The organism is Pseudoalteromonas sp. BSi20652 (assembly GCF_000239855.1).
In the GTDB taxonomy this organism is placed as follows: Bacteria; Pseudomonadota; Gammaproteobacteria; order Enterobacterales; family Alteromonadaceae; genus Pseudoalteromonas.
In genome coordinates this window covers 1-23636 of record NZ_BADT01000159.1, presented here as the reverse complement: position 1 = coordinate 23636, position 23636 = coordinate 1, and the positions used below count along the sequence as shown (strand labels likewise).

The following is a 23636-nucleotide window of genomic DNA, read 5'->3' as shown; positions in this document are numbered from 1 at the left end:
TACTATTTTAAGTATTGTGTAAAGCAGTGTGACACCGCACTCTCTATGTACGACGTTATCAATAGTACTAATCTCTTGGGGACGCCACTTACTTATTTTTAATAGGGAAGTGAAGTGTTATTAAGAAAGCTCGCCTGAAACGAGTCTAAAAATTCAGTTGTCCTAGTGACACATTTATGTGTCCCCATCGTCTAGAGGCCTAGGACACCGCCCTTTCACGGCGGTAACAGGGGTTCGAATCCCCTTGGGGACGCCACTTAATATTTTAAGCATTGTATAAAGCAGTGTTACATAACATTCTATATGCACGATGTCATCAAGAATATCAATCTCTTTGCTATGTCATTTACTACTTAGATAGAGAAGTGCAGTGTTATTAGAATAAAACCACAAAATAATACCCTCATTACAAGCTTCATTCTTATATCAATCTATTTACACTTTGTTACAGAACCAAACCCATAATCGCTCCATATTCCTTGTTGTACTTTTAATTAGTCTTTAAACTAGTTGAGTTAATTTAAATATGGACTAAAAAATGAAACTCACAAAAATTGCACTTGCTGTTTTACTTGCATCAGGGTTAGCTGCATGCAATAGCTCAACTCAAGCTGTTGATAAAAAGATTGTTACAGAAACATCTATTCCTGGCGTTACACTTATTGAATCAGTGAAATCTAATGCAGGTGAAATCAACATACCGTATAAAAAATATAAACTAAATAACGGTTTAACTGTAATTGTGCATGAGGATCACTCAGATCCCTTAGTACACGTAGATGTAACATACCACGTTGGTTCTGCTCGCGAAGAGTTGGGTAAATCAGGCTTTGCTCACTTTTTTGAGCATATGATGTTTCAAGGCTCAGAAAACGTTGCTGATGAAGAGCATTTTAAAATAATCTCTGAAGCGGGCGGTACTTTAAATGGTACTACTAACTCTGATAGAACGAATTATTTTGAAACAGTACCTGTAAATCAATTAGAAAAGATGTTGTGGCTAGAAGCTGATCGAATGGGCTTTTTGCTAGATGCTGTAACTCAAGAAAAATTTGAAGTGCAACGCGAAACAGTAAAAAATGAGCGCGGCCAACGCGTTGATAATCGTCCCTATGGTCGTTTAGGTGAACGTGTTGCTCAAGCAATGTACCCAGATGGTCATCCATATTCATGGCCTGTAATTGGTTTTATGGACGATCTTAATCGCGTAAATGTAAATGATTTAAAAGCATTCTTTTTAAAGTGGTATGGTCCTAATAATGCAACGCTTACTATTGGTGGCGATATCAACGCTAATGAAATACTGCCATTAGTTACTAAATACTTTGCACCAATTCCAAAAGGCCCTGCAATCCCTAAAGTTGAAAAAACAGCGGTAACACTAGATGCCGATAGATATATTTCAATGGAAGATAAGGTACATTTACCTTTATTAAGTATGAGTTTCCCAACGACTTACGCTCGCTCTGAAGATGAAGCACCTCTTGATATACTTGCTGAGATATTAGGTGGTGGTAATAATTCACTACTATACAAAAACTTAGTTAAAACTCAACTTGCTGTTCAAGCAAGTGCAAATCATCCATGCCAAGAGTTAGCGTGTTCAATTAGTCTTTATGCTTTACCAAATCCTACAGCAGGGAAAACGTTAGCTGATATGGAAAAAATCATTCGTGATTCATTTGTTGAATTTGAAGAGCGTGGTGTTACACAAGATGATTTAGATAAAGTAAAAGCTAAAATAGAATCGGGTGCAATTTTTGGTCTGCAAAGCGTATCAGGAAAAGTCTCTCAATTAGCCGCATCAGAAACGTTTACAGGCAATCCAAACTCAGCTAAAGATGAGATAACACGTTATAACAAAGTCACAAAAGCTGATGTTATGCGTGTTTTTAATCAGTATATCAAAGGTAAATCTGCCGTTATTATGAGTGTTGTGCCAGAAGGCCAAACTCAACTTATAGCTGCCCCAGACAACTTTACACCTAAAGCGCATGATTTTGGAGGTCCATCTACAACTTCAGCTGATGATTTAGTGGCACGAAGAGCTGTTGATACATTTGATCGAAGTGTACATCCAGAGGCCGGTGCAAATCCTGCTGTTGATGTTCCTACTCTTTGGCAAACTAAGACCGAAAACGGTATTAAAATATTAGGTACTCAAAGTACAGAAACGCCAACTACCGCTATTTTCATTAAAGTTCCGGGTGGCTTGTATAATGAGCAAGCTAGTAAAGTGGGTTTATCGTCAATGACTGCATCGTTAATGAACGAGTCAACGCAAAACTACACGACAGAGCAAATGAGTAACGCGCTTGAAAAACTAGGGAGCCAGGTAAGTATCTACTCAGATAAAACACATACAAATGTGTATGTTTCTAGCTTAACCAAAAATGTAGATGCAACGCTAAAGCTTGTTGAAGAAAAGTTATTTAAACCAGCATTTAATGCCGATGATTTTGAGCGTAATAAAAAGCAAATCATTCAAAATATTCAACATTCGATGAAAGATGCAGGGTACTTAGCGTCTAATACATACAGCAAATTACTATATGGCGACAATATAGCTGCACTTCCAAGTACTGGAACGCTTAATAGTATAGAGGCTATTACACTTGCTGACGTTAAAGCTTTTTATAACGCAAACTTTAAACCAGAGGGCGCTCAAGTCATTATTGTTTCTGATTTAAAAGAGTCAATAATTGAACCAAAAGTTAAAGCTACACTTACAAACTGGCAAGGTAAATCGAGCCCAGTTGCCGTTGATTTCAGTGAACCTAAAGTAGAAACTAATGTAATTTATTTGGTTGATAAACCAGACGCTCCTCAATCAGAAATTCGTATAGGTAAACGCGATATGGTTGAAGACATTACAGGTGAGTTTTTTAAAGCTAACTTAATGAACTTTGCACTTGGTGGCACGTTTAACAGCCGTATCAATCTAAATTTACGAGAAGATAAAGGCTACACTTACGGTGCTCGCTCTCGTTTTTGGGGTGATAAAACATCAGGTGGCTTTACAGCTTCTGCAGCGGTGAGAGCCGACTCTACTGCAGCGTCTATTACAGAGTTTACTAATGAGCTTAATAACTATGCTCAAAACGGTGTCACTGATGAAGAGCTTATGTTTATGCGTAAAGCTATAAATCAAAAAGATGCGCTTAAATACGAAACGCCTAATGCAAAACTTGGCTTTTTAGCACAAATATTAGAGTTCGATTTAAAACCTAGCTTTGTAAAAGAAAAAAATGAGATTGTTAGCAATATTAGCAAAGAAGAAGTTAACGCCTTAGCTAAAAAACACTTAAATACTAAAGACATGATTTATTTAGTAGTGGGTGATGCTAAAACACTTCGCCCAGAGCTTGAAAAATTAGGTATGAAGGTTGTTGATTACAGCCTTTAATATTTAAATAAATAATTAGAATTACAAAGCAGCTTTTTTAGCTGCTTTTTTTTGCCTGATTTTAGAGTGTAGATCTTTTTGAAAGTAGATTACAAGGAGCAACTACAGCGCCTTTATTTAGATATAAAATATAATTTTATAGTTTAAGCCTTCAAATAACACCCCATTCCTAGCTTTATTATTCAGTACTTATAAAGATTCAATTTGGTAGCATGAATTAAACATCCAACTTTATTAGGAGGATTTATGGCAAGTGGATGGGCACGAGACGGTGCAATTCAAGATCAAATTGATGCGAGTGTTGACGACGCCGTACAGTATGCAAGAAGCAATTTAATATCTGGCGCAAGTGCAGAGCTATGTGATGAGTGCGATGAGAAAATCCCACAAGCACGAAGGCTCGCGTTACCTGGAGTGCGTTATTGTGTTGTATGCCAAGCAGCAATAGAAGGTAATGGTACTAGCGCAAAATCGTTTAATAGACGTGGTAGTAAAGATAGTCAGTTGCGTTAAAAAGGTGCTCATAAGCACCTTTTATTTAATACCAATTTGCATAAGTATTTGAACAATTTATAAAATTAAATTCCTGCATAGTTATACCAACCAGCATAAATCTTTGATCAATTTAACGAATTAAATTGCACTATAACGTCGTTAAAAATTTTTTATTTAGAACAACTAGATACAAAAATTTTTGCCTAGTTCTAGCGTAATTTTCTTAACGTTAAATAGACCCCATATATAAGCAGATTGGTATTAAGCAAATTGTTATTACTTGAATTAGTTATTAAGTAATTTAAAATTTACTAATATTTGCTTTTTTCTGAATTAGCTCAATTGCATAGCCATCTGGGTCTTTTACAAAGGCGATCTCAGTAATACCGCCTTTTACAGGCCCAGGCTCACGGCTTACATTGCCACCGGCAGCTTTAATGTCAGCACATGTTTTGTAAATATCATCAAACTCAATAGCAATATGACCATATGCATTACCCAGGTCGTAGCTATCCTCATCCCAGTTATAGGTTAGTTCTAGTACCGTATTATCTACCTCATCGCCGTAACCAACAAAGGCAAGAGTGTACCTGTATTCACTGTTTTGAGATCTACGCAATTCTTTCATACCTAGTACTTCTGTATAAAAAGCAATTGACTTGTCTAAATCCGCTACACGCAGCATGGTATGTAATAAACGCATTTTAGGTTCCTTTCTTTTTTTAAATTACATTAAACTTATTTGATTATCTAGTGTGTAACTCTAAATCAATATTTTGTGATTTTAATGTGTATCTACCATAAGTGTAGGCAATGTGAGTTAATTACAACCCTCGTGCTTAGGTGAAATGTTTACTTATGCCATATAAAAAAGTACATGTTTGATATATTAAGTAAAAAAAGTACTTTATCTACTGAATTAAATTACCAATATTATTAATCTTAAGTTACCAATTAAAAACCGTTACTTACAAAGCATAGAGCAATTAGTTCAAATTCTATTAATTATTGGTCAACCTGTTGGACTTGAATTTGATACTAAATATTTCACAAAAATCGTTCATTGGCTTAGCCTGTTCTATATTTATAAGTTGTTGATTTTTAATTTCTTATTTTTATTTTTGGATTGATTTTTAAGATGGTAACATTTTGCTTGGTTAACTTATTGGTTGACAAAAAGCGCGTATGGTAATACAGTTTTTGCATACCAATTGGTAAGCTGCTAAGTTTGGACTGCCACAACACATTGGTAAATAATCAGAGTTAAGTTTTGAGTTAGTTTGTTTGTATATAATTAGTTAGTGATTTAGTTAAATAGATATTCCAATTTACTTGGCTGAATTTAGTAGTTTTAACTACGAATATACAAATAATTTAGGCTTATAGCTGCTCTTCAAAATCGAAACATAAGACACTGCATATTTATAGAGTAATATTTACTCATACTAATAAAAATATGCGCCACATATTTAGGAGTTATTCATGTCAAAACCTGTCATCGGTTTCATCGGCTTAGGCTTAATGGGCGGCAATATGGCCGAAAATTTACAAAACAAAGGCTATGAGCTAATTGTTATGGACCTTAGCAAAGATGCGGTTGCAGCATGTGTTGCCAGAGGCGCAAAAACAGCAAGCACTGCTAAAGAGCTAGCTGAAGGTTCAGATATTGTTATGTTTTGTCTTACAACATCTGCCGTTGTAGAAAAAATCATTTACGCAGAAGACGGTATCTTAGCGGGTATTAAAGAAGGTGCGGTGTTAGTTGATTTTGGTACTTCTATTCCATCATCTACTAAAAAGATTGGTGCTGATTTAGCCGCTAAAGGCGCAGGCATGATCGATGCTCCTCTTGGTCGTACACCAGCGCATGCTAAAGACGGCCTTTTAAATATTATGGCTGCAGGCGATATTGCTACATTCAATAAAGTTAAACCAGTACTGGAAGATCAAGGTGAAAACGTTTTCCATCTAGGCGAGCTAGGTGCAGGTCATACAACTAAGCTTATCAACAACTTCATGGGTATGACTACAGTATGTGCTATGTCACAAGCATTTGCAGTTGCAGAGCTTGCTGGTGTTGACCGTCAACAACTTTTTGACATCATGTCGACTGGTCCATCTAATTCACCGTTTATGCAATTTTGTAAAAACTATGCAGTTGATAATGTTAGCGACCTTGGTTTCTCGATTGCTAATGCAAATAAAGATTTAGGCTACTTCCTACAAATGGTAGAAGACCTAGGTACTGAATCAAAAATCGCTGAAGGTTCATCAGCTAACCTACAAGCAGCGTTTGACGCTGGTATGGGTCAAGGTAACGTTCCTGAAATTTTTGATTACTTCAAAAAGCTAGAAAAGTAATACTTCTCGACCTTATTGAGCGCTTTAAGCTTTAAGCTTAAGGCGCTTTAACACACATGACACCAATTGACTAAAGTCTTTGTGCAATGTCAGCTTTTTTAAATTCTGATGAAGCACTACTTTCAGTCACAACGAAAAGAGTTAACTATGCGTTTGATTAATACAATAAAGCTTAGTCTAGTTCTCATCGGTTGCATATCCACACAAATAGCGGCCAAAGATTATTTTGTAGAAAGTAAACAAGCTTTTAATGATATCGCAGCTAATCTAGTTGCTGGCGACAAAGTAGTACTTAAAAATGGTACTTGGTCTGACTTCGAAATTCTACTTGAAGGCCAAGGTACAAAAAACTCTCCTATTTTATTGACCGCTGAAACTAACGGTAAAGTAATTTTATCTGGTCAATCGAACCTAAGACTTGCAGGAAAATACCTTGAAGCCTCAGGTTTAGTATTCAAAAACGGTTACACACCGAGCTCTGCTGTAATAGAGTTTCGTAAAAATAAAAATGAATTAGCCTACAATTCTCGAGTTACTCAAACAGTAATCGATAATTACAGTAATCCAGACAAACGCGAGTCTGATTATTGGGTTGCATTATATGGACAACATAACCGCTTTGATCATAGTCATTTAGTTGGCAAACGAAATAAAGGTGTGACAGTTGCTGTTCGTTTAAACACTCAAGCAAGTCAGGAAAACTATCACAGTATAGACAACAACTATTTTGGATATCGTCCTACTTTTGGTTCGAACGGTGGTGAAACCCTACGTATTGGCACCAGCCATTATTCATTAACAAATTCACATACCTTGGTAGAAAATAACTATTTCGAACGCACCAATGGCGAAGTAGAAATTATTTCGGTTAAGTCAGGTAAAAACATCCTTCGTAATAACGTATTTTATGAAGCGCGCGGTACATTAACGTTGCGCCACGGTAATGGTAACCTCATAGAAGAAAATATTTTCATTGGTAATGGTGTTGACCACACCGGTGGTATTCGCGTTATCAATAAAGACCAAATTGTTAGAAATAACTACCTACAAGGACTAACAGGGTATCGTTTTGGTAGTGGTTTTACTGTAATGAATGGTGTACCAAATTCATCTATCAATCGTTATCACCAAGTTGAAAATGCGACAATTGAAAACAACACATTTATAAATGTGCGTCATATTCAACTTGCCGCAGGTAGCGATGCTGAGCGTAGCGCTGCACCTAAAGATAGCGTAATGAAAAACAACTTAATCATAAATCAAGATGGTGAACAGCCATTTACAACATTTGATGATGTAAGCGGGCTAGTACTAAGTAACAACATTGCTGATACTAAAGTGCTTCCGGAGCTAACGTACGGTGTAAAAAAAGAAAAAATCACGCTTAAAAAGGCAAGTAATGGCCTACTTTACCCAACATCTAAAAGTTTAAATGTAGGTGCAAAGCGCGATTTAAAAGTACTTAAAAAAGAAGATACCGGTGTTAGCTGGTATGCAAAAGTACCTGCTTTAATTGATTTTGATTCTGGTAAAACACATTCTGTTAAAGCTGATGTAAGTGCATTACTAGACGCTATTGATAATGCAGAGTCGGGCGATGTTCTAGAACTAGCGCCTGGACAGTATGATGTTTCTAAACTGGTTAAAATTGATAAAACGTTGACAATTAAAGCGAAGCAAAGCGGAAAGTCTAAACTTACTTTTCAACGCTCTACATTATTTGAAATACATGATGGCGGTAGCTTAAAACTAGATGGTCTATCGATTTCAGGTGAAAATGCGCCTGATGCGAGTGGTAACAGCATCGTTCGTACCCAAAAGTGGGGCATGGTTGATAATTACCGCTTTGTAATGACTAACTCAGAGTTAAATGCTTTAGATATTAATCATTCATTCCATTTCTTTATCACTGGTAAAGGTGCAATGGCAGATGAAATTATTCTTACAGGAAATACTTTTAATACAGTAACAGGTGACATTTTACGTCTAAATACTGAGATTGAAGACTTAGGTGTTTATAACGCGGAATACGTTATTGTAAATAATAATACATTTAACGATGTACAAGGCGGTGTACTTAAGCTTTACCGTGGTGGTACTGATGAAAGTACATTTGGCCCCCATTTTGAAATGACGAATAACACGCTTAATAACGTTGGCCTTGGTAAGCGTAACAAAGAGCAAGCGAGCATTTATGTTCACGGTGTTCAGGTTACTAATATCAAAGATAATAAATTTGTTAAATCTGCTCCCATTGTTGTAGAACATACCGTAGGCGAGCCTAAAACTGAAATCTCAGACAATAAATTTGATGCAACTAAAGCACCAAGTGTTAAAGAACTAAGAGTTAAAGGCCCGCATACGGCAGTACTAAAAAACAACAACATTTTGAATAAGGCAGGGTAAAGACTATGTACCTATTAAAGTGCCAAACACATTTTAAAATAGCTGCTGTAGCTGCAATTACATTACTTACATCATTGGGTGCGCATGCAGCGCACCCAAACTTAGTGATTACTACTGATGATGTTAAGCAAATGCGCCAAGCAATTAGTAGCAACGGTAGCAAAAAGTTTGCTACTGCGTTTGAATCGCTAAAAGCGCAAGTAGATGAACAAATTGCACAGCCTATAACTGTACCCGTTCCAAAAGATGGCGGTGGTGGTTATACGCACGAGCGTCATAAGAAGAATTACCAACTTATGTACAACGCGGGCATTATTTATCAATTAAGCCAAGATGATAAATACGCAAACTATGTACGTGATATGTTGCTTGAGTACGCAAAATTATACCCAACGCTTGGTCTGCACCCAAAACGTAAAATGGACTCGCAAAATCCAGGTAAGTTTTTTTGGCAAAGCCTAAATGAAGCAATGTGGCTTGTGTACACAATACAAGCTTATGATCTAATTCATGACTCGTTAAATGCCGATAACATTAAAACAATAGAGGATGACTTACTACGCCCTGTTTCGCTGTTCACATCAGTAGGCCAACCCTCTACATTTAATAAAGTACATAACCATGGAACATGGGCAACAGCGGGTGTTGGCATGGCAGGGTATGTATTAGGTGAACCTGAGTGGGTAGAAAAATCATTATACGATTTAGAAAAGTCGGGTAAAGGTGGCTTTATTAAGCAGCTAGAGATGCTGTTTTCACCACAAGGTTACTATAACGAAGGTCCTTACTATCAACGCTTTGCACTATTACCCTTTGTAACGTTTGCTAAAGCGATTGAAAACAACGAACCACAACGAAAAATCTTTGAATATCGCGATGGCATATTATTAAAAGCGATTGATACGACGATTCAACTTAGCTACAACGGTTTGTTTTTCCCAATTAACGATGCAATAAAAAGTAAAGGTATCGATACCATTGAGTTAGTTAATGGTGTAACGGCAGCGTATGGTTTAACCAACGATGCGGGTTATTTAAATATTGCTAAGCAACAAGACCAAATAATTCTCTCTGGTGATGGACTAAAAGTAGCTCAAGCACTTGATAACAACATGGCAAAACCTTATTCGTTTAAATCTGTTGCCTTCGGCGATGGTAATGACGGTAAACAAGGTGCTCTAGTTGTAATGAGAACAGAAGTAGGTGGCGATCAAGCACTGTTATTTAAACCTGCTGCACAAGGTTTAGGTCATGGTCATTTTGATAAACTTACATGGCAGTTTTACGACCACGGAAATGAAATTGTATCTGATTATGGCGCAGCACGTTTTTTAAATGTAGAAGCTAAATACGGCGGTCGTTATTTACCTGAAAACGAAACTTACGCTAAACACACAGTTGCGCACAACACTGTTGTTGTTGACGAAACAACGCATTTTAATGCAAATGTTGAAGTAGGAAATAGTAACTATCCTACACTTAACTTTTTCGAAACAAATAAATATGGCACGGTTTCAAGCGGAGAAATAAGCACAGCTTATAAAGGCGTAGATCTTGAGCGCACGCTTGCACTTATTAACTTACCTGAACTACAAAGCACAGTTGCACTTGATATATTTGATGTTGCATCAAATAAAGCGCATCAGCTTGATTTGCCCTTGCATTATAAAGGTCAGCTTATCGATACCAGCTTTGAGTTAAAAGCGAATGCTACACAACTCGCTGCATTAGGTACTAAAAATGGCTACCAGCATCTATGGCTTAAAGCTCAAGCGCAACCTCAAAGTGGTTTAGCTAAAGTAACGTGGTTAAACGAAAATGGTCGCTTTTATACGCAAACGAGTTTAGTTAAAGGTGATGAGTCTTTCTTGTTTACTCAAATAGGCGCAAACGACCCTGATTTTAATTTACGCAACGAAAACGGTTTTATTCGTCGTGTTGAGGGTCAAAAGCATCATAAATTTATATCTGTATTAGAGCCTCATGGTGAGTACAACCCAAGTAAAGAATATACGTTAGAAGCTGTTAGTCGTGTTACAGGGCTGGAGTATAGTCAGCATGGCGATTTAACACTTGTTGAACTTGATATTAAAGGCAAGTCATATTTAGTGGCTATTAATAAAGCACCAACCTTAGCTAAAAATAAATTCAATTATCAAAATAAAGAGTTCACTTTAAATGGCCGATTAGGCGTTTATATGATGAACAATAATCAGGAGTAAATAGGATGCAAAAGCAAAGCGCAAACTTTTCATTTGGTAACGAAACCGAAATTGAAGATTTAGGAAACGGTCTAAAACGTCAAATGCTCGGTTATAACGAAGAACTAATGGCTGTTAAAATTTGGTTTGAAAAAGGGGCTATTGGTTATAACCATTCCCACAGACATTCTCAAGTAACGTATGTTGTTGAAGGTGAATTTCATTTTAATATTGACGGCGTAACTAAAATTTTAAAACCAGGTGATAGCTGTCTAATCCCTCCATTTGCAGATCATGGGGCTACTTGTCCAACTGGTGGTATTTTAATTGATACCTTTAGCCCGCCACGTGAAGACTTTCTTGAGGATTAATTATGCAACTTAAAGGATTACGTTGGTGGGTTATAGCCTTAATTGCGTTAGCCACCATAATCAATTACATCGACCGCCAAGCACTTAGTGTACTTTGGCCAGATATTGTTGAAGATTTATTTCCTGATGAATCAGCGCTAGAACGCAAACAAATATACGCTAATATTTCAATTGTGTTTGTATTTGCTTATGCATTTGGTCAAGCAATCTTTGGTAAAATTTTTGACTGGGTAGGCACACGTTTTGGTTTCGTTTTATCAATAGGTGTTTGGTCAATAGCTACCATTGCGCACGCATTTGCTCAAGGTGTTCTTAGCCTTAGTATTTTTCGCGCTATTTTAGGTGTGGCAGAAGCGGGTAACTGGCCGGGTGCTGCAAAAGGTAATGCTGAGTGGTTTCCTACCAAAGAGCGAGCTTTAGCACAGGGTATATTTAACTCAGGTGCAGCTATCGGCGGTATTATCGCAATACCTTTAATTGCCTATTTAACTATCTACTTTAGCTGGCAAATGGTGTTTGTTTTTGTGGGTGTATTAGGTTTTCTTTGGTTAGTGCCTTGGTTAATTTTAGTAAAAGCACCGCCTAGCTCACATCCTTGGCTTACAGCAGAAGAACGTGAGTATATTTTAACAGGTCAAAGACGTGTTGATGATAATGGTGATGTAACTGGCGAAGACGAAGAAGAGTATAACCCTTCAACTGCCGAGCTACTTTCTCGTAAACAAAGCTGGGGTGTAATTATTGCTTCTGCTGCCATTGACCCTATTTGGTGGTTATTTGTTTTTTGGATTCCTATTTACCTAAACGAAGTATACGGCATGGACGTTAAGTCTATTGGTATATACGGTTGGGTACCTTATGTTGGCGCTATGTTTGGTGCTTGGTTTGGTGGCTTATTAGCTCAAAATCGACTTAAAGCCGGTTGGAACACAGATAAAACCCGTAAGTTAACGATTACGCTGGGCTGTTTAATTATGTTACCTGCGTTACTTGCAATGGCTAATCCAGGCGGACCAACGACAGCGGTATTAATTATGGCTGTTATATTATTTGGTTTTCAAACTGCAATTGGTAACGTGCAAACACTACCAAGTGATTTGCTAGGTAAAAAAGCAGTAGGTACATTGTCAGGTTTCTCTGGTATGGCGGCAAAACTTGGTGCTGTAGGCCTTACATCGTTAGTGCCTATTCTTACCGCTGATGGTAACTATACGCCAGCATTTGTTATTGGTGCTTCTTTAGCCATTATAGCAATGGCAGCTGTTTGGATTTTAATTCCAAAAATAGAACCTCTTAAAAAGCCTCAATAATCTAGATAATAACTGCTATGCCAACATGTTTTGTATAAGTGCATAGCAGTTAACTACATAGGGTAATTTCCAAGATGAAAAATATTTACTTTATCGGTGAATGCATGGTTGAGCTTAGAGCTATGAGCGCAGCCACACTACACCAATCATTTGCAGGCGATGTTTATAATTCTGCAGTGTATTTAAAACGTTGCTTCCCGCAGGTTACTACTTCGGTTGTTACGGCTTTAGGTCAAGATAATTTAAGTAAAAAAATGCTTGAACGCTTTGAAAGTGAAAATATAAATACACAACTTGTATTTGCTCACGATACCAAAGTACCCGGCATGTATTACATAGAAACCGATGAGCATGGTGAGCGTAGCTTTATTTATTGGCGTAATGATTCTGCAGCTAAAAAGGTTGTTGATTTTTTAGATGCTGATGCACTTGAGCAGCTTAGCCAAGGTGATATGTTTTTCTTTTCAGGAATTTCATTAGCAATAATTGAAGAAAGTACACGTGATCATTTTTGGAAAGTAGTAAAGCAGCTAAAAGATGCTGGGGTAAAAATAGTTTTTGACCCTAACTACAGAGCACGTTTGTGGAATAGTGTAGAGGAAACTAAAGAGCAATATCATTTAGCCTTTACGCTTGCAGATATCACCTTACCAGGCGTTGAAGATTTAACAACACTTTATGACGTACATAGCGTTGAAGCGGTTGTTGAGTATTTAAAACCTTACCAAATTGAAGAAATTGTTGTTAAAAATGGCCCTGAATCGGTAGTGACTAAAGAGGGCGATACGCTTCAAAGCCACACTATTATACCGGTAAAAAATGTTGTCGATACTACATCAGCAGGCGATGCCTTTAACGGTGTTTACTTAGGCGCTCGTTTATCTGATAAATCAATTTCAAGTGCTGTACAACTTGCTGCAAAAGCAGCAGGTGCTGTTATACAGCAGCCAGGCGCTATTACTCCAAAAGATATCTTTCAGCTTGCAATGGTTGAAGCTGGCATTTAACAAAGTCTAAAGGCCGTCATATATCGGCCACATTATTTTACAAAAAGGAACAAGGTTATGACTCGCTTTTCTGAACTTATGTCAGGACAAACACTGCTACCTATAATTCAAGCTGACACACCTGAGCAAGGTGTTCAAATAGCCAAAGCTATGGCTAATGCAGGCCTTACTTTAGTGGAAGTAGTACTTAGAACTGAGGCTTCATTAGATGCATTAAAAGCAATTAAAGCTCAAGTACCAGAACTAAAAGTAGGTGCGGGTACGGTTATTAATACTGATATTTTAGAGCAAGCCCTTGAAGCGGGTTCTGACTTTATTGTAACTCCTGCAGTGTCTCCGGCGTTACTTACAGCACTTTCTAAGTGCAATGTGCCTGTACTGCCTGGTGTGTCAAATACAGGTGATATTTTGATGGCGCTTGAATATGGTTTTGAAGAACAAAAATTATTCCCAGCATCGTTAGCCGGTGGAGCACCATTTGTATCAGCTGTATCGTCAGTATTTAGAGCTGTCAGCTTTTGTCCTACAGGTGGTGTTAGCGAAAGTAATAAAATGGACTATCTTTCTTTAAACAATGTATTTGCCGTTGGCGGTACTTGGATTGCAAAGAAAGAGTGGGTTGAGCAAGAAAATTGGCAAGCAATTACCGATTCTTGTATCCAAGCTTTAAAGTAGAAAGGATTTCATAAATGAATTACTTAGCCCCAGCAATACTGCCCGGCGTAATCGTTGGCGACGAAGTCAGTGCGTTATACGAGCATGCGCGTACTAATCAATATGCATTGCCAGCGGTAAATGTTGTTAGTACAACATCTATAAATGCGACATTAGAAGCCGCTAAAAAGAAAAACTCGCCCGTTATTATTCAGCTTTCGAATGGTGGCGCGCAATTTTTTTGTGGTAAAAGCTTATCTTTACCAGAGCAACAATCTGCTGTGCTTGGGGCGATAAGTGCTGCAAGATATGTACACTCGGTTGCAGCACATTATGAAGTTGCTGTGATGCTGCATACCGATCACGCCGCTAAAAAACTGTTACCTTGGATTGATGGGTTGCTTGATGAAGGTGAAAAGCACTTTGAACTGACAGGTAAACCGCTGTTTAGCTCACACATGATTGATTTGTCAGAAGAGCCTTTAGAAGAAAATATCGAAATTTGTGAACGTTATTTAACGCGTATGGCAAAAATAGGCATGACGCTTGAGATAGAGCTTGGCTGCACGGGTGGTGAAGAAGACGGTGTTGATAATTCACATCTTGATAGTTCTGCTTTATACACTCAACCTGAAGATGTGGCTTTTGCTTATGAGCGTTTAAGTCGTATTAGCCCTAACTTTATAATTGCAGCGTCTTTTGGCAACGTCCACGGTGTGTATAAGCCGGGTAACGTAGTTCTCACGCCAACTATTTTAAAAGATTCACAAGCTTACGTATCAGAGAAATTCAATCTACCAAGCAACTCAATTAACTTTGTGTTTCATGGTGGTAGTGGTTCTGAGTACGATAAAATTGCAGAGTCTTTAACCTATGGCGTAGTTAAAATGAACATTGACACCGATACGCAGTGGGCGTGTTGGACGGGTATTTTAGATTACTACAAAAATAATCAAGCATACTTACAAGGTCAAATTGGTAACCCTGATGGCGATGATAAACCTAATAAAAAATACTACGATCCTCGTGTATGGTTGCGTCATTCAGAGCAAAGTATGGTTGCAAGACTTGAGCAATGTTTTGATGATCTAAATTGTGTAAATAGGTATAGCGCATGAAAAGACTAAATACAGTATTAAAAGAAGATGGTGTAGATACTGATCTTATTTTACTTATCCGCACAATTTTAGCGACCAGTAAAGAGATTGCTTTTCGAGTAAGTCAAGGTGAGTTAGCGGGTGTTTTAGGTTCAACGCTAAACGAAAACATTCAAGGTGAAGTCCAAAAAAAGCTTGATGTAATCGCAAACCAACTACTCAAAGACATACTCCTTGACGACAGCAGCGTGCGAACAGTTGCATCAGAGGAAGAAGATCATGCTGTTGGTGGCCACCCAGAAGGTAAGTTTATTGTTGCTTTTGATCCACTAGATGGCTCTTCTAATATTGATGTTAATGGCCAAATAGGCACAATATTTACTATTTATTTAGCCCGTGATGATGTTGCCTTTGACAGCGATGAGCAATTTAGTCAGCCTGGTGTAAATCAAGTATGTGCAGGCTATGTGCTATACGGCCCTTCATCATTACTTGTAATGAGTACTGGCGGCCCAACACGTTGTTATACATTAGACTCAACACATGGCGGCTACTTACTAACAAATAAGCAGTTGAGTGTGCCACAGCAAAGTCGTGAATTTGCCGTTAATATGGCCAACTACCGCTATTGGGACGAGCCGACTCAAGTGTATTTCGATAAATTACTGTACACTTGCGAAAGTTTTGAAAAAAGCTCAATGCGCTGGAATGCGGCAATGGTCGGAGACGTTCATCGTATTTTATGCCGAGGCGGTTTATTTTTATATCCACAAGATAAACGCAGTGGTAATGAAAACGGAAAAATAAGACTGCTTTATGAGGCAAACCCATTAGCACTTTTAGTGGAAAATGCTGGCGGTAAAGCAACCTCTAGAGGAGCGCGAATTTTAGATATTGCGCCTACTAGCTTGCATCAGCGTGTACCAGTCGCTTTAGGCTCAAATGAGCCTGTAGAATTTTATAATGGCACGATGAATTAAAAATATTTTTATTAAAGATGGGGGAGGGTAAACCTCTCCTTTGTCTTATTTTTTAACTTCCCACCTATTAGCGTTACGTCTAAAAATCCATACAATTTTTTATAGATACCTTACTGTTAAAACCCTTTTTCTAATTTCTCAGGCTACGTTAGTTAATTCAATGTGAATTAAGTGTAATTAATTTAACTCAGCAGAGTGGTAAAAATTGTTTTATTGTGGTTATATTACCAAGTTGGTTAACAATCCTTTCGAAATATGAATTGATTTGGTAATAGCCGCGTGAATTATTTGGTAACACACACAATAGATAGCCAAATATTAAAACTATAAATTTGGAGAATAGAGCCACTATGAAATTAAAACACTTTGCACTATGTGCTATTGCAGCTGCAATAGTTGGCTGTGACACTGACTCAAACAACAATGACAACAATCTGGGCTCTATTGCTCTTACTGGGACAGTCACGAGTGGTCAAACATTAACGGTCGAAGTAAGTGACCCCGATGGTATATCTGGCGGTATAACTTATTTTTGGTACGCAGATGGGCAAGTTATAGCCGGGGCTAATAGTGCATCTTTTACATTAACAGACGATCAAATTGGCTTACCTATCACCGCACAAGGTCTTTATACAGATGACGGCGGAATTAATGAATCACATATTACTGATCCAACCGCAGATGTTGCTGCAATTGCATTCCCTGCAAGCTTAACTATTACGGGTGACGCTATAGTTGGCTCACAGTTGACGGCCAATGTAGCAGATGAAAATGGGTTTGATAGCGATACAGTTACTTACCAATGGTTTGCTGATGATATAGAAATTGCAGACGAAGTACTTTCAACTTTACTGTTAACAGATACTCAATTTGGCACAGTTATTACTGTGAGTGCCTCTTTCGAAGATAATCGAGGGTTTAGTGAATCTGTCACTTCTAATGGAACAGAGGCGGTTGCACGAACAAACGCAGAGGGTGAAGTTACCATTAGTGGTACGCCAACTGTTGGCAATATATTAACAGCAGAAGTTAATGATACTGATGGGGCTACGGGAGAAATTACTTATCAATGGCTTGCTGACACAAAAGAAATAGTCGGAGCAACAGAAGATACCCTTACAGTTGATATATCGCTTTTAGGCCAAAAAATAAGTGTTCAGGTCACATATACAGATGACAATGGGTTTATCGAAGATAATACATCTGAGGAAACGATAGCTGTATCTGCCGTTGCAGTTGATGAAGCAGGTAGCGTAGCCATTATTGGTGAAGCGCCTTACCTAACAAGTGCTGAACTAACCGCTGAGATAACTGATAACAACGGTGTTGAAGAAGCAAATGTAGCTTATACTTGGTTTGCTGATGGCGTTGAGATAGCGGGCACTAACAGTAAAACATTTACACCTTCTGCTTTCGCTGGGTCAATAATGTCAGTAAAAGCCACGTATACAGATAACGATGGCTTTGCGAGTGAGGTTACAAACTCGCTTGATACATTGGTTTATACACAATTAGTTAGTAACCCTGAAGCACTCCTTGGTGCTGTAAGTGGCGGTTTAGCTGATGGCGCTGTTATTGGTTTAAACACCGGTGTTTATGCTGATATGGACGCAATTTTATTAACCAGTGCAGTAACGCTTCGCGCTGTAGAAGGTCAAACCCCAGTATTTAGCGGGGAAGTATGTGTTCACATAGCTCCAGGTGTTGACGGCGCGGCGCTAACAGGCCTTACTTTTAAAAATATAGATACTAAGGCAAGTGCATTTTGTGAAACCGAAGAAGACGCTGTTATTTACTCTGAGGGTGATAACTTTAGCTTTACCCAAAATACGATAGACGGCGACGAGGCAACACTAAACAACTCTACTTACCATTGGTTAATGCTTAAAGGTAAAGGCGCTTTAATTGAACGTAATACATTTTCTAATCGTAATTTTGCTGAAAATGGCTCCGTGATTAAAATGGCATCTGCAAGCTCGGATCATGTTATTCAATATAATTTGTTTAGTGGCACCAGTAGTAATCCAAACTTTGGAAATTCTAGCTTACATTTAATCAATGTAGGCAGTACTACAGGTAACGATGCAGCCGTTGACACTAACTTTACTATTCAGTACAACCGAGTAGAAAACTTTGTAACGGGTCGTCGTTTAATGCGTGTGCAAACATCGGGTGCAACTATTAAAGGCAATACAATCGTAAATCCTAATGGAGGTATTTCACTAGAGGATGGTGGCTTTAACAGTATTATAGATAACGTGATTATTCGAACTACTGATATCGCAAGCTCTGATGACCGCCCAGCGGGTGTATTAATTACACCACTTGGTCATACCGTGAGTAATAACTACATAGCAGGTATTCGTTCTGGTAATAAAGAAGCGGGCGGTATTGTATTTACGGCAAACCCATTTTCACAAGCTGACGGCGGCGTGCCAAATTCGGGTAACCAAGCTGTACTTGATGGTGCTGGCGACTTTACATTAAACGTAACAAACAATACGGTTCTTAACTCTCAGCAGCCTATTGTATTTAGTACAGAAATTGGCTCACGCGCACCTACCAGTGATTGTGATGAACTTACTGCTGACAATGCACCTGTGTTGTATGGTTTAACTAAAAATGCGTTTAAGATTACGTTTAACGGTAACCTTATTGCTAACGGTTTAGGTGATCAAACAGACGCTGACACAATAGAGAGCAGCGCCTCAACGCAAGGTTTATTTTATCCAAATACACTTGATAGCGATCATGCTTTTGAATACGACTGTGATTTAATTAACCAAGATACCTCGCTACTTAGTAATAACTTTGGTTATATGGATAGCCGAACCTCAGGTGATGCAAGCGGTGACTGGGTTGAAATCAGAAATCTAAACGGCAATGGCGCATTTGATACCGATGGTGCAATTGATCAAGACCCAGCAGCTAATGGTAAAGAAGTACCTGAGTTTATTACAGGATCAAGCACATTAATAGAAACTGACCCAGCAGGTTTACAGTCAGTAGCTGGCGCTAAAGGCCTGCATTATATCCAAGCTTCTGAAGTAGGTGTTGGTTCTACATGGGAAGTACCAAACGATTAAATAACCGGTTAATAGGTTAATAGGTTAATCTTAAAAAGCCCCAAATTTGGGGTCTTTTTTATTATCACCTAATAGCTACTTTAAAATTTACTTACATATGTAAAAAATTTAATTTGCCTAGGGCCTGTTGACCTTTCAGGATAAAATTTTGTTCAATCTAGGGGGAATTTAATCGCTGCGCGAGGTTTGTAACCTACTAGGCTCGATAACTGCTCCTGCGTTATTCTACTGGCTTACATCCATGTAATAATAAGTAAAAACCGAGCAAAGCTTCCGCGTCCTGCTCACGCCCCTTATCTACATCCTAATAGGCAACAAAGAGTAAATTTCCCCCTAGGCAGAACTCTTCGGGCAGCGCATGTTTGGCATTAATGCTACGTTATCGCCTATTTATGGGGGAAAAACACACTACAGAGGCTCTGCCTTGCTTAAATACTAAATAGTCTGCTGCAAATTAAACCACCAAAGATCAATACGCCCTAAAATTAGCTAGAGAAAATTACGTACCTAATTATTGTAATTAACGTCACTGCACAACCGCGCCTACTCAAAAAAAACAACCGGGTTAAAAAAATACCTCAAATCATAGTTATACCTAAAGCTTTTTCAACTTAAATTTGTCGGATATTAATCGATTTTAGTTATTTAATTTTATCGAAATGACCAGTTTACCTAGTGGTAAAGCCTATGTGTAAAAATTGGTATACCTTTTTGGTAATATTAAATGACCAAATTGGTTGATCATTACACTTTGTTTGAGTATATTGATGCTCAGCGTCACATATAATATACATAAGCATAACAAGCTAACACACTAAAATCACACAACAACCAGCGGAGAATTAAAATGTCGTTGAAGTCACAATATAATAAAAATTCTATAACAGAGCAGTTTGCACTACGCCCTGTTGCAAAATGGGTAAGAACAGCAGTTATCGCCGGTATGGCCAGTTCTTGCGTATTTACAGCAAGCGCACAAGAAGAACAGGGAAAAGCGACAGAAGTTGAAGAAGACGTTGAAATTATAAGTGTTACAGGTACTCGTAGAACAATACAAGACCAAATAGCAATAAAGCGTGAAGCAACAACAGTAGTTGACGGCCTATCATCAGAAGATATTGGTGATTTACCAGCACTGTCTATCGGTGAAGCACTAGAATCAATTACAGGTGCTGCATCTCACCGTGAAAATGGTGGCGCGACAGAAATTACAATTCGTGGTCTTGGGCCATTTTTAAGTGCAACGCATATTAATGGTCGCGAAGCGACAAATGGCAGTGGTGACCGCTCAGTTAACTTTTCACAGTTTCCGTCAGAACTAGTTAAAAAAGTAGCGATATATAAAACACAAGATGCTTCAATGATAGAAGGTGGTGTTGCAGGTGTTATTGCACTTGAAACTATAACTCCACTTGACTTTGGCAAACAACGTGTATCAGCAGAAGTTAAATTAAACTACAACCCTGATGAAGGTAACGTAGATAATTCACTTCAAAGTGACGCGGGTTACCGTGGTACGTTTAGTTATGTTGACCAGTTTGAATTTGATAATGGCCAAGCCGTTGGTGTGTCTTTTGGTGTACAGCGCCAAGATATTAGCCAACCAGAAGCTGAATACAGAAGCTCGAGCCCTTCAGGTTCTTCATTATGGGCATGTTTAAACGATCCTACAAATACAAATGAAGGCTTTTACCGCAGTAGTGCGGGTGATTGTGAAGACCAAGTTAGTGGTAGTCGCAATCAAGGTTACGATACAAAAATTGATCCGGAAACAGGCAAAGCAACAAGTGACGGCACCCCATATGCCTGGACTGGCAGTAGCCGTAGCTTCCGTCAAAACGAGACATCAGATGAACGTGATGCAATGTTTTTTGCACTGCAGTACCAGCCGTCAGCTGATTGGGATGTTAACTTTGATGCACAAATATCTGACAGAATTCAAAAAGAAGCACGTCACGATTTAATCTTTTTGCAAAAACGTGCAACACCAGGTGTAACCGGTCCAACACTTGTTACTAATGATGTTGGCGGTATTTTGCATTGGGAAGGTGAAGAGCGCATTGAATCAGCGGGTGAGCAATTTGAACGTGAAGAAAACTACCAAGGTTTTGGCGTAAATATAGAACATACAGTAACTGATAGACTAACTGTTGAATTAGATTTAGGGTATTCAAAAACAGAACGTGAAGAACTTCAAATATCTAACCGTGGTAGAACCTCAGGTCGTAACTTCTTTTCTTGGGATATGGGCGATGAAATCCCTCATTTCACACTAACAGATTTTGACGTAACAGATATTTCAAATTTTACAGATAGCCTTAGAACAAGACTTGACCGTGAAAATGTGCGTGAAAACGAAGTTATTTCAGCGCGTTTAGATTTTGATTATACCTTAGAAGGCAATGTTTTCACGAGTGTTCAAGGTGGCATTAGAACGTCTGAAATGACCTTTGTTCAATTTGGTGGTAGCCAAGGTAACGGTTCAAGAAACGAATTTACATTAGACTCAGGTACTGAAGCGCTTGACGTGTTACAAGGTTGTCAAATCGACTTCCCAGAATCAGGTTTTCTATCAAGTGTATCTGATGGCGATATTGTAACAAATGTTGATAGTGACGGTAACGTTGTAGATAGCGGTACAGGTTCATCATGGGCTACATACGACAACGTATGTTTCTCACAAGCTGTAGCTGGTTCTAACGCGGACGGTGTGTTTGCTTACCCAGAAGTTGAATATAAAAATGCAGGTACAATTGATGTAACAGAAAAAACAACATCAGTGTACTTAATGGCGAATTACGATACTGAAATGTTTGGCAAATTCATTCGCGGTAACTTTGGTCTTCGTATTGTAGACACAGAAGTAACTTCAGTTGGTTTTAGAAATAGCTTTGACGTAGTAACAAGTGACACAGGTGTACTTTCTCTGGTTGAGTCTGATAATGGTTCACTGGATAAAATAAAAAGCGGTGGTGATTACACCAAGTATTTACCAAGCTTTAACCTAGTTATTGACTACAGTGAAGATATTTTATTCCGCGCTGGTATATACCGCGGTATGTCTCGCGCAGATCCATCTGACTTAGGCTATAGCCGTACATTCCAAGAAGATACAGAAGGTACAGCAACTTCAATTAGCGATTTATTAGTCGGTGTAAATGGTTCTGGTAATCCAGATACTCAACCACTTATGTCATGGAACTACGACGCTGCTTTTGAATGGTACCCTAACGAAGATTCAATCTTAGCGTTAAGCTTATACTACAAACAGTTCAACGGTGGTTTTCAACAACAAACAGTACTTGAAGATTTTACTGTTGCCGGTGAAACTGTTTCATTACCAATTACTAACTCTGTTACATCAGACGAGGACAGTGAAATACTAGGCCTTGAAGCTTCATTTTCTTACCGCTGGGATAACGGCATCGGTATGAAATTTGGTTACAACTATGCAGACACTGATTTTGAGTTCCAAGATAGCTTATACGGCGATACGTTTGAGACTGATGTAGATGGTAATACGACACAGCTAACTGACGGTATTGTTGCGCCTGGTTCGGTTCCTGGTTTTTCTAAGCATGTATTTAGTAGCCAACTGTATTACCAGATTGGTGGATTTGATACTGCGGTTATTTACAAATACCGTAGTGAGTATTTCCAACCTTATACAAGTAATGGTACTCGTTTACGCTATGTTGATTCTGTAGGTGTGTGGGAAATGCGCGCATCATACAAGATTAATGATAACTTCAGAGTTAAAGCAGAAGCAATTAACTTGTTCAGTGCACCTAAATCACAAGACTTCTTTGTTGAAGGAAACTTAGGTGAAGTGAATGACTATGGCCCACGTTTATTCCTAGGCTTAAGCTATAAACTGTAAAAGTTCATAACTTATAAAAACCCCCAACTTGGTTTAACTAATTGGGGGTTTTTTGGTTGTTTAGCCAAGTTATGAATGTGCGTACTACGCATCACTGCCTTATCTAAACTGATCGCCGGTTAAATTCCACCTCACTGTTACAGCAGTTATTGTAAGTCAATAAACTCCTTTCGTATTCCTATAAACATATATAAGAGCGCATTGTTTAGTACTTATCCGCAATAATACTTAATCATTTTACGAGGCTAAACGTGTTGCTACCTGTATTAAAAAATTCTCATTTAGAACAACTAAATAGCGAATTTTTTGCGTAGCTTTCAACACGCTTTTTCACCTTCAAAATAGATCACTTAATTAAGTGAATTGGTATAATTATTAATTT

14 protein-coding genes and 1 tRNA gene are annotated in these 23636 nt (G+C 38.3%); 14 read left to right on the top strand and 1 reads right to left on the bottom strand.

Annotation, left to right across the window (positions count from 1 at the left end):
- Positions 1-180: 180 nt before the first annotated feature.
- From P20652_RS05965 to P20652_RS05975, 3 genes are all read left to right on the top strand, one after another.
- Positions 181-256 (top strand) — tRNA-Glu (locus tag P20652_RS05965).
- Positions 257-538: 282 nt separating this feature from the next.
- Positions 539-3406 (top strand): pitrilysin family protein, encoded by a 2868-nt coding sequence (locus P20652_RS05970; protein WP_008170307.1) that lies wholly within the window; start codon positions 539-541, stop codon positions 3404-3406.
- 246 nt (positions 3407-3652) lie between these two features.
- On the top strand, positions 3653-3919 hold the full coding sequence (locus P20652_RS05975; RefSeq protein ID WP_008170305.1) for a DksA/TraR family C4-type zinc finger protein: 267 nt from the start codon (positions 3653-3655) through the stop codon (positions 3917-3919).
- A 283-nt stretch (positions 3920-4202) separates the two neighbouring features.
- Here the strand turns inward: P20652_RS05975 and gloA are convergent, their stop codons facing one another.
- Positions 4203-4604 carry a lactoylglutathione lyase gene (gloA, locus tag P20652_RS05980; RefSeq protein ID WP_008170304.1) on the bottom strand — a complete coding sequence of 134 codons (402 nt, stop codon included), beginning with the start codon at positions 4602-4604 and terminating at the stop codon, positions 4203-4205.
- A 779-nt stretch (positions 4605-5383) separates the two neighbouring features.
- Between gloA and P20652_RS05985 the strand changes: the two genes are divergently transcribed.
- The 11 genes from P20652_RS05985 (at position 5384) to P20652_RS06035 (ending at position 23254) form a co-directional block, all read left to right on the top strand.
- Positions 5384-6262, top strand: a complete 879-nt coding sequence (locus P20652_RS05985; protein ID WP_008170302.1) for an NAD(P)-dependent oxidoreductase — start codon at positions 5384-5386, stop codon at positions 6260-6262.
- A gap of 147 nt (positions 6263-6409) precedes the next feature.
- Complete coding sequence (locus P20652_RS05990; protein ID WP_008170301.1) at positions 6410-8668, top strand: polysaccharide lyase 6 family protein; 2259 nt, start codon at positions 6410-6412, stop codon at positions 8666-8668.
- Positions 8669-8673: 5 nt separating this feature from the next.
- Positions 8674-10890, top strand: a complete 2217-nt coding sequence (locus P20652_RS05995) for a heparinase II/III family protein (RefSeq protein ID WP_008170300.1) — start codon at positions 8674-8676, stop codon at positions 10888-10890.
- A gap of 5 nt (positions 10891-10895) precedes the next feature.
- A complete protein-coding gene (locus P20652_RS06000) occupies positions 10896-11240 on the top strand; it encodes a cupin domain-containing protein (RefSeq protein ID WP_008170299.1) in 345 nt (114 codons plus the stop codon).
- A 2-nt stretch (positions 11241-11242) separates the two neighbouring features.
- Entirely contained in the window at positions 11243-12550 is a 1308-nt protein-coding gene (locus P20652_RS06005; protein ID WP_008170298.1) for an MFS transporter, read from the top strand.
- 74 nt (positions 12551-12624) lie between these two features.
- Positions 12625-13557: a sugar kinase gene (locus P20652_RS06010; protein WP_008170297.1), complete on the top strand. Its 933-nt coding sequence runs from the start codon at positions 12625-12627 to the stop codon at positions 13555-13557.
- 57 nt (positions 13558-13614) lie between these two features.
- Complete coding sequence (eda, locus tag P20652_RS06015) at positions 13615-14232, top strand: bifunctional 4-hydroxy-2-oxoglutarate aldolase/2-dehydro-3-deoxy-phosphogluconate aldolase (RefSeq protein WP_008170296.1); 618 nt, start codon at positions 13615-13617, stop codon at positions 14230-14232.
- A 14-nt stretch (positions 14233-14246) separates the two neighbouring features.
- The gene (gene fbaA / locus P20652_RS06020; RefSeq protein WP_008170295.1) at positions 14247-15329 is read left to right on the top strand and encodes a class II fructose-bisphosphate aldolase; all 1083 of its coding nucleotides are present in this window, start codon (positions 14247-14249) and stop codon (positions 15327-15329) included.
- Complete coding sequence (locus P20652_RS06025) at positions 15326-16288, top strand: class 1 fructose-bisphosphatase (protein WP_008170294.1); 963 nt, start codon at positions 15326-15328, stop codon at positions 16286-16288. The genes fbaA and P20652_RS06025 overlap by 4 nt, the downstream gene beginning before the upstream one ends.
- Positions 16289-16638: 350 nt before the next feature.
- Positions 16639-19374, top strand: a complete 2736-nt coding sequence (locus P20652_RS06030) for a hypothetical protein (RefSeq protein WP_008170293.1) — start codon at positions 16639-16641, stop codon at positions 19372-19374.
- 847 nt (positions 19375-20221) lie between these two features.
- Positions 20222-23254 (top strand): TonB-dependent receptor, encoded by a 3033-nt coding sequence (locus P20652_RS06035; RefSeq protein ID WP_008170292.1) that lies wholly within the window; start codon positions 20222-20224, stop codon positions 23252-23254.
- The last annotated feature ends 382 nt before the right edge of the window (positions 23255-23636 follow it).

What these genes read in the sequence shown, in the direction of transcription:
- P20652_RS05970 (WP_008170307.1), top strand. Translation starts at nt 539, where the DNA reads ATGAAACTCACAAAAATTGCACTTGCTGTTTTACTTGCATCAGGGTTA.
- P20652_RS05975 (WP_008170305.1), top strand. Translation starts at nt 3,653, where the DNA reads ATGGCAAGTGGATGGGCACGAGACGGTGCAATTCAAGATCAAATTGAT.
- gloA (WP_008170304.1), bottom strand. Translation starts at nt 4,604, where the DNA reads ATGCGTTTATTACATACCATGCTGCGTGTAGCGGATTTAGACAAGTCA.
- P20652_RS05985 (WP_008170302.1), top strand. Translation starts at nt 5,384, where the DNA reads ATGTCAAAACCTGTCATCGGTTTCATCGGCTTAGGCTTAATGGGCGGC.
- P20652_RS05990 (WP_008170301.1), top strand. Translation starts at nt 6,410, where the DNA reads ATGCGTTTGATTAATACAATAAAGCTTAGTCTAGTTCTCATCGGTTGC.
- P20652_RS05995 (WP_008170300.1), top strand. Translation starts at nt 8,674, where the DNA reads ATGTACCTATTAAAGTGCCAAACACATTTTAAAATAGCTGCTGTAGCT.
- P20652_RS06000 (WP_008170299.1), top strand. Translation starts at nt 10,896, where the DNA reads ATGCAAAAGCAAAGCGCAAACTTTTCATTTGGTAACGAAACCGAAATT.
- P20652_RS06005 (WP_008170298.1), top strand. Translation starts at nt 11,243, where the DNA reads ATGCAACTTAAAGGATTACGTTGGTGGGTTATAGCCTTAATTGCGTTA.
- P20652_RS06010 (WP_008170297.1), top strand. Translation starts at nt 12,625, where the DNA reads ATGAAAAATATTTACTTTATCGGTGAATGCATGGTTGAGCTTAGAGCT.
- eda (WP_008170296.1), top strand. Translation starts at nt 13,615, where the DNA reads ATGACTCGCTTTTCTGAACTTATGTCAGGACAAACACTGCTACCTATA.
- fbaA (WP_008170295.1), top strand. Translation starts at nt 14,247, where the DNA reads ATGAATTACTTAGCCCCAGCAATACTGCCCGGCGTAATCGTTGGCGAC.
- P20652_RS06025 (WP_008170294.1), top strand. Translation starts at nt 15,326, where the DNA reads ATGAAAAGACTAAATACAGTATTAAAAGAAGATGGTGTAGATACTGAT.
- P20652_RS06030 (WP_008170293.1), top strand. Translation starts at nt 16,639, where the DNA reads ATGAAATTAAAACACTTTGCACTATGTGCTATTGCAGCTGCAATAGTT.
- P20652_RS06035 (WP_008170292.1), top strand. Translation starts at nt 20,222, where the DNA reads ATGTCGTTGAAGTCACAATATAATAAAAATTCTATAACAGAGCAGTTT.